18 protein-coding genes are annotated in these 14935 nt (G+C 44.5%); 6 read left to right on the top strand and 12 right to left on the bottom strand.

From position 1 onward, the window contains the following. Positions 1-66: 66 nt before the first annotated feature. Positions 67-1890 (top strand): ABC transporter ATP-binding protein/permease, encoded by a 1824-nt coding sequence (locus AB4484_RS21195; protein WP_048611124.1) that lies wholly within the window; start codon positions 67-69, stop codon positions 1888-1890. A gap of 180 nt (positions 1891-2070) precedes the next feature. Beyond that, positions 2071-2535 carry a thioesterase family protein gene (locus tag AB4484_RS21190; RefSeq protein WP_017063915.1) on the top strand — a complete coding sequence of 155 codons (465 nt, stop codon included), beginning with the start codon at positions 2071-2073 and terminating at the stop codon, positions 2533-2535. Positions 2536-2641: 106 nt separating this feature from the next. On the opposite strand, the gene AB4484_RS21185 is transcribed toward AB4484_RS21190, so the two are convergent. Continuing rightward, complete coding sequence (locus tag AB4484_RS21185) at positions 2642-4897, bottom strand: peptidase U32 family protein (protein ID WP_372080262.1); 2256 nt, start codon at positions 4895-4897, stop codon at positions 2642-2644. Between the two features lie 173 nt (positions 4898-5070). Here AB4484_RS21185 and AB4484_RS21180 point away from each other — a divergent pair, with 173 nt between their 5' ends. Continuing rightward, the gene (locus AB4484_RS21180) at positions 5071-5661 is read left to right on the top strand and encodes a glutathione S-transferase (protein WP_372080270.1); all 591 of its coding nucleotides are present in this window, start codon (positions 5071-5073) and stop codon (positions 5659-5661) included. Between the two features lie 211 nt (positions 5662-5872). Here the strand turns inward: AB4484_RS21180 and AB4484_RS21175 are convergent, their stop codons facing one another. The 3 genes from AB4484_RS21175 to AB4484_RS21165 form a co-directional block, all read right to left on the bottom strand. Further along, positions 5873-6322, bottom strand: coding sequence for a GyrI-like domain-containing protein (locus tag AB4484_RS21175; protein WP_372080260.1), 450 nt, complete (start codon positions 6320-6322; stop codon positions 5873-5875). A 67-nt stretch (positions 6323-6389) separates the two neighbouring features. Continuing rightward, on the bottom strand, positions 6390-6623 hold the full coding sequence (locus tag AB4484_RS21170; protein WP_050052510.1) for a hypothetical protein: 234 nt from the start codon (positions 6621-6623) through the stop codon (positions 6390-6392). A gap of 8 nt (positions 6624-6631) precedes the next feature. Then, the gene (locus AB4484_RS21165; RefSeq protein WP_372080258.1) at positions 6632-6883 is read right to left on the bottom strand and encodes a Rho-binding antiterminator; all 252 of its coding nucleotides are present in this window, start codon (positions 6881-6883) and stop codon (positions 6632-6634) included. A gap of 207 nt (positions 6884-7090) precedes the next feature. On the opposite strand from AB4484_RS21165, the gene AB4484_RS21160 reads away from it, so the two are divergent. Together AB4484_RS21160 and AB4484_RS21155 are read left to right on the top strand one after the other, a co-directional pair. After that, a complete protein-coding gene (locus AB4484_RS21160; RefSeq protein WP_052878388.1) occupies positions 7091-7456 on the top strand; it encodes a cytochrome c in 366 nt (121 codons plus the stop codon). Between the two features lie 118 nt (positions 7457-7574). Further along, entirely contained in the window at positions 7575-8753 is a 1179-nt protein-coding gene (locus AB4484_RS21155; RefSeq protein WP_372080256.1) for a glyceraldehyde-3-phosphate dehydrogenase, read from the top strand. An 83-nt stretch (positions 8754-8836) separates the two neighbouring features. Here the strand turns inward: AB4484_RS21155 and catB are convergent, their stop codons facing one another. From catB to AB4484_RS21135, 4 genes are all read right to left on the bottom strand, one after another. Beyond that, the gene (gene catB / locus AB4484_RS21150) at positions 8837-9463 is read right to left on the bottom strand and encodes a type B chloramphenicol O-acetyltransferase (RefSeq protein WP_372080254.1); all 627 of its coding nucleotides are present in this window, start codon (positions 9461-9463) and stop codon (positions 8837-8839) included. Between the two features lie 93 nt (positions 9464-9556). Next, entirely contained in the window at positions 9557-10288 is a 732-nt protein-coding gene (locus AB4484_RS21145; RefSeq protein WP_012604011.1) for a glucose 1-dehydrogenase, read from the bottom strand. 16 nt (positions 10289-10304) lie between these two features. After that, positions 10305-10706 carry a nuclear transport factor 2 family protein gene (locus AB4484_RS21140; RefSeq protein WP_372080252.1) on the bottom strand — a complete coding sequence of 134 codons (402 nt, stop codon included), beginning with the start codon at positions 10704-10706 and terminating at the stop codon, positions 10305-10307. Between the two features lie 51 nt (positions 10707-10757). Beyond that, complete coding sequence (locus AB4484_RS21135) at positions 10758-11474, bottom strand: HAD family hydrolase (protein WP_372080250.1); 717 nt, start codon at positions 11472-11474, stop codon at positions 10758-10760. Positions 11475-11729: 255 nt separating this feature from the next. On the opposite strand from AB4484_RS21135, the gene AB4484_RS21130 reads away from it, so the two are divergent. Further along, positions 11730-12062 carry a PBPRA1643 family SWIM/SEC-C metal-binding motif protein gene (locus tag AB4484_RS21130; protein WP_372080249.1) on the top strand — a complete coding sequence of 111 codons (333 nt, stop codon included), beginning with the start codon at positions 11730-11732 and terminating at the stop codon, positions 12060-12062. A 75-nt stretch (positions 12063-12137) separates the two neighbouring features. Here AB4484_RS21130 and AB4484_RS21125 read toward each other — a convergent pair whose 3' ends face one another. The 4 genes from AB4484_RS21125 to AB4484_RS21110 all read right to left on the bottom strand — a co-directional run bounded on the left by AB4484_RS21125 (position 12138) and on the right by AB4484_RS21110 (position 14746). After that, on the bottom strand, positions 12138-12689 hold the full coding sequence (locus AB4484_RS21125; RefSeq protein ID WP_372080247.1) for a DUF1349 domain-containing protein: 552 nt from the start codon (positions 12687-12689) through the stop codon (positions 12138-12140). Positions 12690-12706: 17 nt separating this feature from the next. After that, complete coding sequence (locus AB4484_RS21120; protein ID WP_372080245.1) at positions 12707-13735, bottom strand: radical SAM protein; 1029 nt, start codon at positions 13733-13735, stop codon at positions 12707-12709. A gap of 138 nt (positions 13736-13873) precedes the next feature. Then, entirely contained in the window at positions 13874-14098 is a 225-nt protein-coding gene (locus AB4484_RS21115; RefSeq protein ID WP_372080243.1) for a hypothetical protein, read from the bottom strand. 132 nt (positions 14099-14230) lie between these two features. Beyond that, the gene (locus AB4484_RS21110; protein ID WP_372080241.1) at positions 14231-14746 is read right to left on the bottom strand and encodes an adenylate kinase; all 516 of its coding nucleotides are present in this window, start codon (positions 14744-14746) and stop codon (positions 14231-14233) included. Positions 14747-14935 lie beyond the last annotated feature (189 nt).

The raw sequence follows: 14935 nt of genomic DNA, 5'->3' as shown, positions 1-14935 counted from the left end.
ATAAGCCATAAGCCATAAGCAACAAGCCATCTATTTTTTAAAGCGACAACACATTAAGGCAGTCATATGCAAAACGATGTCTCTTCTACGCTCGACTCAAACCAGCGACAGACTCAAAAGAATCCCGATGCCAAACCTGAGAAAAAAAGCCTCAGTATTTTGTTTGAGCTGAGTAAATTCATTCAGCCTTATAAAGGTCGTGTTATTGCCGCGTTGATCGCGTTGATCTTCACAGCGAGCTTAACCCTTTCAGTCGGGCACGGTATTCGCCTTCTTATCGACCAAGGTTTTAGCCAACAATCACTCTCAGATTTGGGCAGCGCAATTCAGTTCATCATGGTCGTAGTCGTGTTGATCTCGATTGGTACTTTCTTCCGCTTCTATTTGGTTTCTTCTGTTGGGGAACGTGTGAGTGCGGACATTCGCTTATCGGTTTTCAATCATGTCGTCACACTGCACCCGAGTTACTTCGAAACCAATGGCAGTGGCGACATCATGTCGCGCATTACAACGGATACTACTCTGCTTCAAAGCATCATTGGTTCATCGTTCTCTATGGCGATGCGCAGCGCGTTGATGTGTATTGGTGCGATCATCATGCTGTTTGCGACCAATATTAAGCTGACGTTGATTGTATTGGCCTCGGTGCCGTTTATCCTGATTCCGATTCTTGTGTACGGGCGTCGTGTAAGAGCCCTATCTCGCCAAAGCCAAGATTCGATGTCTGATGTGGGTTCTTATGCAGGTGAAGCGATTGAGCACATTAAAACCGTGCAAAGCTACAGCCGTGAAGAGCAAGAGAAAGCGTCATTCGCGGTAGAAGTTGAAAAGGCGTATGAGATTGGTCGCCAGCGTGTAAAACAGCGTGCGATTCTTATCTCTGGCGTTATCGTGATTGTATTCAGTGCTATCGCAGGCATGCTATGGGTTGGTGGTAGTGATGTCATCAACGGCACCATGTCGGCGGGTGATTTAGCCGCGTTTGTGTTCTACGCAATCATGGTTGCCTCGTCATTAGGTACGATTTCAGAAGTCATGGGCGAACTGCAACGCGCGGCAGGTGCGACCGAGCGCTTAATCGAGATCCTACAAGTTGAAAGCCATATTGTTGCGCCAGTTGCGAATCCAACTTCGCTTGCTAACGTTACACCAGAAGTCGCATTTGATGATGTGACCTTCTGTTACCCATCAAGACCGGACCAGCCCGCAACAAGCAACCTCACGCTCACTGCCCATGAAGGTAAAGTATTGGCACTGGTTGGCCCGTCTGGCGCAGGTAAAACTACCCTGTTCGAACTGCTGCAACGTTTCTACGACCCACAAGTGGGTAAAGTGACGTTAGGCGGCGTTGAACTGAATCAGTTTGATCCTAACGAGCTGAGAAAGCAGATGGCATTGGTGCCGCAGCAACCTGCTCTGTTCAGCAACGATGTGTTCCATAACATTCGTTACGGCAACCCGCAGGCAACAGACGAACAAGTTATCGAAGCGGCGAAGAAAGCACACGCGCATGAGTTTATTCAAAACCTACCTGATGGCTACAACAGCTTTCTTGGTGAGCGTGGTGTAAGGCTTTCTGGTGGACAGAGACAACGTATTGCGATTGCTCGTGCCATCTTGAAAGATCCAAATATTCTATTGTTGGATGAAGCAACCAGCGCACTAGACAGCGAAAGTGAGCATCACGTACAACAAGCGTTAGAAGAGTTAATGCGTGGCAGAACGACGATCATTATCGCCCATCGATTATCAACAATTAAACACGCCGACCAGATTGCGGTGCTCGATAAAGGACAGCTAGTAGACATCGGCGACCACCAGTCTCTCATCAATAGCTGCGAATTGTACCAACGCTTGGTTGAGCTGCAATTCAAACACCTTAGTGCGTAATCATTGAGTGGATGTGCAACTAAGTCACTGACATAGTGTGGTTTCAAGCTTCAAAAACTTAAATCACACGTGTTGCAGTTTTGTTAATTTAGCGGTAGGGTTTTTATTCCAATAACAACTTATTCCGATGAAGGATAAGTCGATAACGTTAATTACACAGATAAGAATAAGAGAGTTCGCATGGAAGCACTATTATCTGACTACCCGGTAGTAACAGAAATCCCTGTCGCTTGGGGAGAAATGGACGCACTCAATCACGTTAACAACGCTGTATATTTTCGCTATTTCGAAACCGCTCGCTTAGATTTTTTCAAGCACGTTGAGCTGATGGAAGAGATGGCGATTACCAAAGTTGGCCCTGTTCTTGGTGACACTTACTGTAAGTATTTCCGCCCAGTCACGTATCCAGATACCTTGATGGTCGGCTCACGTGTTACCGACATTCAAGATGACCGATTCACCATGGAATACGCGATTGTCAGTAAGGCTCAACAGAAACTAACGACCGTTGGCACTGCGACCATCGTGATGTTTGATTTTGCTTCGAACCAAAAAGCCCTGCTCTCGCTGCGCTTAACCAATGAAATCGAAAAGATGAACACGTTGAAGAGCCCATGCTTCAAACAAGAAACAGTGACGGAATAACGTATTCGCTGATTGATAAAGACTCAGAAAGTTTCAGACATTAAAAAGGCCATTCGATTGAGTGGCCTTTTGTTTATTGGTTTAGAGTGCTTTGAGCGGTTAAGCGTTATAAACCTTGCACGTATTGAGCATTAGTGCGAACTTCAACCATCTGCTCTAGGTTCTGTTGTGAACCTTCGACGCCGTTGAGTAGCGCTTCGAAGTGCTTGATAAGCTCAACTTTATCTTGTACTTCTTTCGAACCCGCACCGATGTTGGTTAGGTCAATGAAGAACTCGTCGAACAAACCAGAGAAGTCAGTTACTGCATCATGGTTCAAGAACTGCTCGTGGTTATAAATGCTTGGGTAGCCACCCTTCTGTTTATCAACCGCAAAAGAGATGCCTTTCACGTTGGTAATCGTGGTCGCTTTCTCACACTTCAACATACAACCCGCTTCGATGCTTGGCTTGTTACAACCTACCGTTCTTTGGAAGAAACACTGACGGCTGGTCATCATCAAGATTGGGTGGTAAATGCTGTAGAACAGCTTGAAGTTCTCTGGGCGACGAATATGACGAATCTGACCTTTGTTGATCTCGTTCGAAATGAATGCGCCAGCACAGTTAAGCTCTTCTTTCAGAGTAACCAATGCGTGAGAGTTGGTTGTGTTCATGAACGGGCCTGCAACCCACTCAATACCCATCTCGTAAGCTTTGTAAGCAATACCCGTGTTGTTGGTCACGATGCGAGCTGGCTTGATCTCTTCAAGAATACGAACCGCTTCGTCGTAATCTTTACCGATCAATACCGCTGGGAACCAAGGAATCAAACGTGGGTTTGCTGCCAAGATGTCGATGTACTTGTTACAACGCTTCTTGAAGCTTTCTGGAAGTTTGAAGTAAACATCCGCGTCAGTCACATCACACAGGTGTAAGTCTTCCACATCCGCGATAAGCATCGACATAGTCGGCTTCTCGTTCACTTTAGGGTGCTGAGGCAGTGCTGGCACTTCAACGTGCTTAATCACTTCCACAGAGCCGTTCAGAATGAAGTCGATCTCGTCTTTCAGGTCCGAAACTTCTTTTAGAGGAATCAGCAAGCCTGCATCCACTTCACTGAAGTTGTGGCTTTCTAACGTGTGGACCGCACTCTTCACGTTTTTGAATCGCTTCTCAAGTAGCTCTTGAGTGATCGCTTTCTCTTCAACCGCTTTCAATAGCGATTTAGATTGAAGGGTAAAGTTCTCTTTTGGCGTATTCACAGTCACCGTAAATGGTTGACCCACTTTTGCGCTGAACGACAGGGCTACTGGTGTCTTGCGAATATCGAGGAACTCGATCTTGTCACGCATTTCATTACCAAGAACGTCTTTCGCTTGGTGAAGTTCGTTGGTCACTTCTTGAATCTGTACCACTGAGATTTCGTTGTTCTGCTCCGTCGCTTTCTCAACAGCGTAGTTCATGCTGTTGTCGCGCGGGTTATCGATGAACATGTCTTTCGTTAGGTTGCCCTTTAGGAAAGAGTTGGTGAAATCACGGTTGAATACTTTGTGTAGGTTCGAATCGTCTTCGATCAATAAACCACTTTCTACAAAGCTATCAATCTGTTTACGCCATGTGTCTACCACAGTGTAAACGTAGTGTGCGCCTTTAATACGGCCTTCTACTTTCAGTGAGTCGACTTTCGCATCAACCAATTCAGGTAGGTCGTAATAAGCTGAGTTATCTTTCAGGTTAAGTGGGAACTTGTTGCCCGCGTTGGTGATTTCGTATTCATCACGACACGCTTGGCTACAACGACCACGGTTACCTGAGTTACCCACACTTACTGAGCTTGAGTAACATTGACCAGAGAATGCAATACACAGAGCGCCGTGTACGAACACTTCGGTTAATACGTCGTGATCGTGTGCCACTTCCGTCAGCATCTTGATTTCAGGCAGGTTCAATTCACGAGACAAGTTAACGCGTGTCGCGCCAATCTTAGACAAGAACTTAATCTGGCCTTCGTTGTGCGTGGTTAACTGAGTCGACGCGTGAACGTCTAATGATGGGAAATGCTTCTTAACTAGGTTGAATAAACCCAAGTCTTGAACAATGATGCCATCCACTTTGGTGTTCACAAGCTGGTTCAGCAGTTTGGTGATGCTCTTAGTCTCATGCTCCAGTAGCACAACGTTAAGAGTCAGGAACACTTCACAGCCGTATTCATGAGCAAGGCGAATCACACCATTCAATTCGTCTAACGATAGGTTAGAGGCTCTGTTACGAGCGTTGAATGTGTCTAAACCACAATAAACTGCATTAGCACCCGCTACGATGGCGGCTTTTATCGCTTCTACATCGCCACCTGGGGCTAATAACTCAATTTTTCTGCTCATTTTTGAAGTCGCTCACTTACTTATAATTTTTAAGCCGCGTATTCTACCCACATCACGATCTCTTTACCACCGTACAACACTTTTCAAACTAAATGACCTCAATAATGCCGAACGAATCCGATCTACCTATCCTTTATTCTTTGCGCCGTTGCCCTTATGCAATGCGCGGACGAATGGGCATCGCACTATCACAACAAAAAGTGTTACTTCGAGAAATCGTTACCAAAGACAAGCCTAGCGAACTATTGGCCAGTTCGCCAAAAGGAACAGTCCCTGTATTGGTGTTACCCAATGGACAAGTCATTGAACAGAGCTTGGATGTGATGAACTGGGCACTTCAACAAAATGATCCTCAAGATCTTCTACGTTCAAGCAATCCAACGCTTAGCGAACAAGTTCAGCAGCTCATTAAAACCAACGACGAAGAATTTATTGGTCACTTAGAAAAGTATCGCGCATCGGTTCGTTACCGAAACATCGATGTTGAACAACGCCGACAAGCCTGCGAAACCTTCATTAGTCAGTTAGAAGCACGACTTACCGATCGGCCCTACTTTTTTGGAGAAACCCCAAGCTTGGCCGATTTTGCGGTAATGCCTTTTGTCAGCCAGTTTGTACAAGTCGAAAAGAAGTGGTTTGTGAAATCGGAATACCAAAACGTTGGACGTTGGTTAAGAGCGCACCTTGAAAGTAAGCTCTACACCCAAGTAATGAAGCAATACCCTCTGTGGAATGAAACCAAGCAAGATTGTCTTTTTGGATGACTTAAGAGAATTTGGGGGGCTTAAGGGTATCTGGGGTGATCTAGGGGAATTCTGGAATAGATAAAGCGTGGGTAATAAAATAATTACGTGACACTGTATCTTCTTTGTAATAATCATATATTCAAAGGCTTAGCTGTCTATTTACCGCTAACTACTGTCTCTTAACTAGCGACCACAGTCTAAGCTAAGCCTTTTGTTCATTTCAAACTGGTCACTGAATCGCAATCGAAATCTCGACTTCAGTTTCACCTTTGTAGAGTTCAAAATCTGTCGTGTAAGTTCTCACATGTGGACAGTCTGCAGCGTTGAAATACGCCCATACTTCACCCCATAAGTCGATCACAGCTTGTGGTAATTCACCTTCAGCAGAAAACGTTAAGTATTTACCTGCTTGTATTTCGGTTTCTACAAGCGCATCTAAATCCTGATCCGTAAGTGCATTAGTACACGCAATAACATCAAACTCACCCGTAAAGTCAGACTCGTAGTTGGTGTAGACACCATACACTTTTGAATCCGGGGTTAATTTTGGAAATGCTTGGTCAAAAAAGCCCTGCCACAATTGGCCTATCTTGGCTGTTGCTGGGTCCATCTCATCCGTATTGGTGGTTCTTACTGAAAAACCATACGCCTTGACGGCTTCAATCGTTTCTACTTTCATTCGTTTTATTCCTAAGCCAATTGACGATCTAACTGTATTGAATCCAATGTTTTGTAAAATAACGCGACTAATCTTGTATCTCTTTATGGCCACACTTTTCACAGACAAGGTGACGAGAAAACTCATCCATTGACGCGATAAACGGGCCAAGGAACCAACCTTTTATCACGCCTGCCCAAAACTCACTTCGCTTTTGGTTAGGTTTGTCTGCAAACGCACTCTTCTTGCGAACCAATATAACGACATGTTGTGTCTCTTCTCGGCACGCCGTGCAATAGCGTTGCTCTATCGTGTTATTCATTTGACAACCTATGACGCTTTAAATGAAACATGCTGAAAGTGAGGGTTGTCGACACAGACATCTAGTCTCGCTATTTGAGTTAATACGACAAGTTGTTGTTCGCCTTGAATACTGACTTTAATGCACTCTTCACGGCTGTCATTGCGCTGGGTATCTAACCCGACACATTCAATCTGTTCGCCAGACTTCAGCGTTAACTTGATTGGGTATCGGTGCATACACACAATCTCAATATAATCGTAATCGTTGCAACTAATCATAATACCCCTCCAATTCATCCACCACGCTAATGCGACACGCCATACTATGCAATATGCATATAATCAATCATTTACCTAAATCACATTGACGGTCGTCCGTAACTAAACCTACGTTCGAATTCGGATTAATCAAGCTTTCTCATTCACGTTTCTTTTACTCACACCTGATTATTCTTTCATTGTTAAATAATAATCGAGAACAAAACAATGAAAAACATCAACCATTTACACGTGTTAGCTTTCTTAGGTTTAGTCGCTTCAATGATGGCGTTTAATGCGAGTGCAGCCTCAGAAGTCGATGCGAGTCACTTCGCCAATGGCAAAACCAAGTATCGACAGCTTTGTCAGGTGTGTCATGGCGACAAAGGTCACGGAGACGGGCCTACTGCAGCTTCATTACCACACAAGCCCGCTAACATCGCGAATAAACTGAGCGGCTTTTTTGCCAGTCCAAGTTCTTTAGCAGATGACATTTTAGAGGGCGATGTAGAACAAGGTATGCCAGCGTGGCAAGGTGTGATCACTAAGCAAGATGCTCTGGATATTCTGACGTACGTAGAACTGATCCAATAGTAAACGCTGTTCCAATCGCCTTTTGAACAGATATCTCGGTTAATACTCCCCGTTCTATTGCGCTATCTATTTGATTGATTACACTCAATTTAATGGATAGTGAATAATACGGAATGTTATGACCTTTAAACCCCTAGCACTAAGTAGCCTGATACTGATTTCTACGACGACACACGCCGTCAGCTTTATCGATGAAATTGATGGCCAACTCGATATGGGAGAATACCTCGCAGAAAATGCCTACGGTTTTCTTCCTGTCCCAATTCTTATTACGGAGCCTGCGGTAGGATACGGTGGCGGCTTCACCGGCATCTTCATGCACGAATCTGAAGAGCAAAAAAACACGCGTAAACAACTCGCCGAAAAATCCATCGATGGCGGCGCGCAACTTCTTACTCCTGCAATCACTGCGGTTGGCGGCTTTGCGACAGAGAATGGCACTTGGATGGCGTTTGTTGGTCACAAGCGCAGCTGGAAGGAAGATTCAATACGCTACCTTGGTGGCTTGGGTTATGGCGATATCAACATGACCTTCTATCGACAAAGCTCTCCGAACGCCTTGGCTCCACTTGAACCAAACGAAGGTGTTGAGCTAGGGCTCAAAGGCATGGGCGGGATACAGAAACTCCAATTTAGAGTGCCCGACACCCAATGGTTACTTGGGTTTTCTCAACAATTCTTCGCGCCCACTCTTTCACTCAATAATCACCCTAAAGCGCAAGAGATCTTAAACAACATCGGCAACACGTCACCGACCTCTTCCGGTTTAGGTTTGATCGCCGAATACGACAGCAAGAACAGCTTCTTGAATCCGACGCAAGGCTACAACTATGTCGCAGAATACCTTTGGTTTGGTGATGCAATTGGCAGTGACTACACCTACCAAACGTTTAATTTAGAAGGGCTGAACTATTGGGAGTTAAACAAGGAGTGGAATTTAGCATTGCGAGGACAATACAAATCATTGTCGACCAATGAACGCGTGCTTTCCCCTCAATATTACCCAGACATTGAACTCAGAGGTATCGCACGTAATCGCTATCAAGGTGAGCACACGGTCGCGGCAGAAGTTCAAGTAAGCAAACAATGGACACCACGTTGGTCAACCGCGGTGTTTACGGGGATTGGTTATGCGGGCGACAGCGATAAAGACATGTTTGATCAAAGCTCGCACACGGCTTACGGCGTCGGTTTCCGTTACCTTATCGCAAGACGCTATGGTTTGATTTCAGGGATTGATATTGCGTTCAGTGAAGAAGATACCGCCCTCTACTTCCAAGTCGGTGCAGGCATCTAATTCATTACGCTGTGCTTACCCGATAAACCAAAGCGATAAACTAAACGCGGCAACGATGAGACTAAGCGCTCTGGGAACAGTAATTACTTGAGCGCTTTCCAGTATTGATAAAGCCCATCGATATCTGAAGAACACATCAACGACATTGCGCCTTTGATCTGTTCTTCGCTCCACTCCCACCATTTCATTTCTAGCAACTGAGCGACTTCAGTTTCATTGAAACGAAAACGGATGTGACGCGCAGGGTTTGAACCCACAATCGAGTATGGTGCAACGTCTTTAGTCACAACAGCTCGACTTGCGATGATGGCGCCGTCACCGACCTTAACACCACTCATGATCATGGCTTCTGTGCCAATCCACACATCGTTACCAATCACGGTATCACCCGAGCGTTCAAAGCCGTCTATCGCACCTTCAAACTTCTCATCGTCTTGATAGAAAAACGGGAAGGTACTCACCCACTGGTTTTGGTGGCCTTGGTTGCCCGCCATCATGAAGACTGCGCCAGAACCAATCGAGCAGTAGCTGCCAATGATCAGCTTATCGATGTCGGTTCTATCCGGTAATAGGTAACGCGCACAGTCATCAAAGCTGTGGTTATGGTAGTAACCCGAGTAATAGCTGTGCTCGCCCACGATGATGTTTGGGTTGGTCACTTGCTCTTTAAGTGACTTTCCAACAAACGGGCTCTCAAAATAGTTTTTCATTTTTGTACTCTTAGTTTCGTTCTTTTAGTTAGGTACTTTTGTTGCGTGTTTATGGTTTTAACTGGTTTATCTTAGTGTAAAGGGCAACGCGCCCTATCGACCGCCCGCAATATCAATAAACGAGCCGGTGACATACGACGCTTCGTCTGACAATAACCATGCGATAGAGTTAGCGACTTCTTCTGGTGTACCACCTCGTTGTAACGGTAACTGCGAAGCGAGTCTGTCTACGCGATCAGGCTCTCCGCCGTCTGCGTGCATCTCAGTATAAATACAACCCGGCCTTACGCCATTTACTCGGATATTGCGTGAAGCCAATTCAAGCGATAAGCCTTTGGTCAGTGAATCCATCGCACCTTTCGATGCAGCATAATCCACATACTCAAACGGTGCGCCTGTGCGAGAAGCGGCAGACGATACATTGACGATCGAACCCGCGCCATCAGCTTGTTTGATAAAGGCTTTACTGCACAGAAAGCAGCTTGATACGTTGGACTTCATCACCTTTTCAAAGCGATCCAATTCAATATCAACCAATGGTGACTGAGTAAACAAGATCCCGGCATTATTGACCAAGTGAGTCACTGGGCCCAGTTTGTTACGTGCAATCTCAAATAAGGATTTCACGTCCGATTCAACAGACACATCCGCACGCACGCTTATGGCGGTTCCGCCTTGTTCACGAATATCATTAACAAGCTCTTCAGCTCGCGACTCATTGTGTATGAAGTTAACGCATACAGCATAGCCTTTGCTGGCCAACAATTTAGATGTCGCTGCGCCAATGCCTCGGCTTCCGCCGGTTACAATCACTACCTTGTTCAATGAAACCTCCTAATACTTACTTTTTCGACGCAATATGATTATTTGATACAACCTGAACCCACTGCGATCGCCACGCCGGCGCTTCAAATGGGTCTGGCCAAAACTCAGTTTGCTTTTGAATTAAACCATCAACGACCGTGTGAAAGGTGATCACTCGGTCTTTCAATACACTGTCTGTAACCGAAACGTCCGTTACTACCGTATCACCTTCACAGATTATCGAATTGAGCGTGAACTCCCAAACACCATTGGCTGGGTATTCAAAGTTGATTGCCGTGAAGTTGTCGCGCCCTACAGTCAATTCAGACGACTGAGGCCAATAGCCTTCAAAATCTGTGGCTAGCCATTCACTCGCCTTTGCAAAATCGTTACTGCGCATTGCATCCCAAAATCCTAATACCACTTGTTTTGGTGTCATTATTCTTCCTTAAAGTCATTCAGGTGTGGTGGTTTTTAAACGTCTGCTTCGTTATGCGTACTTGCTAATGATCGTTAAAAGATCATCGACGCTGTTAGCAATGTAATCGGGCTTGGTTTGCCAATTTTCAGGTTTCGATCGGCTATAACCTGCGGCTACGGCAATCACTTTTGCGTTGTTACCCAGCGCGGCTTCAATATTGCGAGCAAATTGTGTGTCCGCTTCGTGGTCACCGATGTACATCAAACAAAGCTCGTTGGTATGAACAACGCCAAATATGTTCTCGACACATTTCACACCACCAAATGGATGGGGTTTTTGGTTGCCGTTCGAGACATCGTCATAGCCCACTACCGATTTAAACAAATCGCCAATGCCATAACTGTCGAGCACACCACGAATATTCAATTGAGAGTTTTGAGAGCAGATCCCATGTGGAAGATGAGCAAACTGATTAACCATGGTTTCCATTCCTTCAAACAAGGCAACGGCTGTTTGGTTTTTCTCTTGATGCTCTGCCCACATTCCACCAGCGATCAACATTTCGTCATGGGATAAGCCGTAATAGTCGACATATAAGGCTTGCCAGTTTTTAGCGCCGTGGTTGGCTTCATGATAAAGCGCTTCGCTGAGCAAATATTTAGGTAAGTTGTCACCTGACAAGTGTGGCGCGACTAACGAGATAATGTCTTTTGTGATAGCGATATTCTTTGGAACGGAATTAACTAAGGTTCCATCGTAATCCCACAGGATGGCATCTAACTTCATACACTATCTCTTTGTTTCAATTAATAATTTTAATTTATCATTCATAAGCCTATTGAGGGAAATCTTATTGTCTTGAATTTCGAAATTTGTCGAATAGGAGCAAAGCTAGAGAACAAACCGTTACTAGCAAACAATAACCAAACAGCCTTTGTTCACATCACTGCTTTATCAATTGCAATATATGCGTATAATCCCCGCTCCATTGCGCTATCGCCGTTAAAAATAGCGCCATTCAACATTTTTAATGAGTACCCAATGTCGAAACTATTTTTCAAAGGCCGTATCGAAACAAGACAGAACCACGTTCTTGCTGGCTACAACGTAAACCGCGATGTAAAAGCGGGTACTGAAGAATCTCCAATCGCTGTAATGGTTCAAACTGAAGCGCGCAAAGCAGAAGTTGAAGCACTAGCCGCTGAAAATACTATCTTCGTTACTGTTACAGTCGACGCAGACAAAGAAGAGAACACCATCGAGCTTGATACTCTACTGAACAAGCCAAAGACGATGACGTTTGAAAAGGCCCCTAACCGTAACGACCCATGTTCTTGCGGCAGCGGTAAGAAATACAAGAAGTGCTGTGCATAAGCGCTTTGACTTGAAGAATTTAAAAACGGACCGGTAGCAATATCGGTCCGTTTTTTTATACTCTAAGGAAGCTTATTAAGCGTAAGACAAACTAAAGCCACTAAACTTGGCGAAATTAGGCGTCGCCTTACTGCCACTGAACGTATAAAGCATCACACCCTGTTCACTGCCTACTAACGAATCAAACGTGATCACTTCCTGCCACTGTTGTTTTTCTAACGGACGGAAATGAGCGCTGACTTTTCCGCCTTGCTTGAGAAGCTTAACCGACACACTAGATTCACTAAACAACAGACGTTCCTTGATCTGTGGCTGACCATTTTGTTCTACAACGAACACCAATGAACGCTCGCCCATGAACATCTCTTTGCTCACTTTAATGTCGTTGTCGTTATCCCAGTAAATACCTAAGCCGGCTTGTTCAAATGCACGGTTTGGATCTAATTGAACCGTCACTTCTGTGCTGTAATCCGAGCTAGATACTGGATGAACGAAGATATTATCAACATCAGCTGAACCCGCACCAAAGATATTGCCCTCTTGCACTTGCAACGTCAGCACGCCGTTTTCCAAAGACCAATGTTCAGGGTTTTCATTTCTGATTTGCCAGTTAACGAGGTTAATCATGTTATTAGTCCTTGCTGCTAGATCATGCGTTGACGGAGTTGATAAAACACATTGTCGAGTTCATCGGCGTTTTGCTTTTGAATACGATTAAGCTCTCTTTGTACAGAATCGTACATAAGTTGGTTATCCATGTCTTTCAATGCCGCGTAGTAATGAATGCGACGTCCCAAGATAAAGTTATTCTGGTCATTCTCACTCATCATATTGAAACGGTCTATTGTCGCTAAGAACTTCGCTTTATCCTGTGGCAACTGTCCGTTCAGTTCCATCAACAAATTAATACCGTGATAGTTACCATAGTTGCCCGTCACGCTGTTTAGTTTACTGATCAGTTGATATTGTTCTTCAAGCATTTCACGTTCGCTAAGCGGCGTGAACTCTCCATTCTGCACCAGTTCATCCAATTCGGTTCCAGACTTCACAGCAAGCGACAGAATGCGTATTTCATCTGGGTTGATTTGGTTAAGTAAGGCCGCCGTTTCTTCAACATGCTGCGCCGAATATTCTTTACCACCCAAGCCTAGGATAATGAAGGTCATCATCTTCATACCCGCTTGCTTCGCATATTCGGTCGATTTCAAAATAGACTTCGGTGTAATGCCTTTTTTCATCAGCTTCAAAACATCAATAGACCCCGACTCCATACCGCAATAAAGCATGTTGAGTCCTGCATCACAGATGGCTTTCATCTCTTCAGGCGACTTCTTAGTCATGCTTTGCGCTCGTCCATAAGAGCTGATCTGCTTTAACTCTGGGAAGGCTTGTTTGAGTGTATTCAACACATCCAGCAAGTCTTCGGTATCCATAGTGAATGAATCACCGTCTTGCAGAAAACAGGTCTCAAACTTACGGTTCTTATAGAACGCTTTCGCAGCCCAAATGTCTTTCTTAATCTCTTCAACGGGACGAATTGCAAACTCCATCCCCTCAAACAGTGTACAGAATTTACATTTGTTCCAAGGACAACCTTGGGTGGTACGAATCAATAAGCTATCCGCTTCTGAAGGTGGACGAATAGGCCCTTGTTGGAACTGATACTGTGTCATTTGAATACCCAATAATTAACTATTCGCATAGGCTACTGGAAGTTCATTCAATGAAAAACACGGTACAATTTGAATTATTATCAAACAAAAACGGATAATGGAAACAGAAGAATGTTGAAGTATTAAGTAGATTAAAGGCTAATCAAGGTTGTCTGGCGTATGTAAATTGGTTCCACACTTTGTACATTTATAGTCACCGTTTCCGCCACTCGAAGGTGGCGACGATAAAATCATTCCAAGCAACCCAGGCTTCTTTTCATGTTGTGGCGCTTTTTCGGCTTGGTTACTGAACATAGTGTACTTGTGCAGTGTCAGTTCCTTACAGTTACTGCAGAACGCTCTCGTCTTCTCACTTCCATACATAATATCTATCTCCTCAACTCAAAGCACAAACTAAACATATGACAAATATGCCACACGTAGAGTTAAATCTAAATATTTTCATGAAGTTATGAGTAAGTAAGAGCGTTTTAAAGAAAAGTAAACTCTCGACTGTTAAGTGAAGTGTTGGTGAACAAAGTTATTCAATTCAGTCACGCTTCTGATGATGTAAACCTCTTTCTCTTTAGCCCGCAACTCTAACTGCGCTCTAAAGTCGTCATTCCAAAATTTAGGACACAGTTTTAGTGTCTTATAACTTTGTATCGTCCCTTTTATAACTGAACTTCCATCAGGCCAGCCTTCAGGTTTAACGAATAGACCTTTGAGCATTCTCTTGGTTACAAACCAGTAGCTAATTGAATAAGGAAGGTCGATATAAACCAAGGTATCAGCTGCATCTAAACGTGTGTTGAACGAGCCTAGAGGGCCAAAGCCATCGATGATCCAGCTTTCTGACTTAAGTATGCTCTCATGAGCCTCCTCAAATACTTCACGTTCAACAAACTCTCCGTTGGCCTTATAAACAATAGAGTCCAACTGGTGAAGCTCTATCCCTGTAGCTAGTGCTAACGCCTTGCTGACTGTGGACTTTCCACTCCCAGGCTTACCAAAAACCGCGATCTTTTTCATATGACTTCCTCTATTCAGATAAAACCCATAAGACAGCGACAAAAAACCCACCTTACGGGTGGGTTCGATAAACAAAGCGCATCAACAATCCCACCATTCTTATGGAATGATGATAATTCGTTGGTTAGATGGCGCTAAATTCAGTTTCATAAAACTACTTTTATATATTGTTGCTTAGTTGTCAATGCA

It is taken from the genome of Vibrio sp. 10N.261.46.A3 (assembly GCF_041472995.1).
Lineage (GTDB): Bacteria > Pseudomonadota > Gammaproteobacteria > Enterobacterales > Vibrionaceae > Vibrio > Vibrio coralliirubri.
This window is presented reverse-complemented; position numbering and strand designations above follow the sequence as displayed.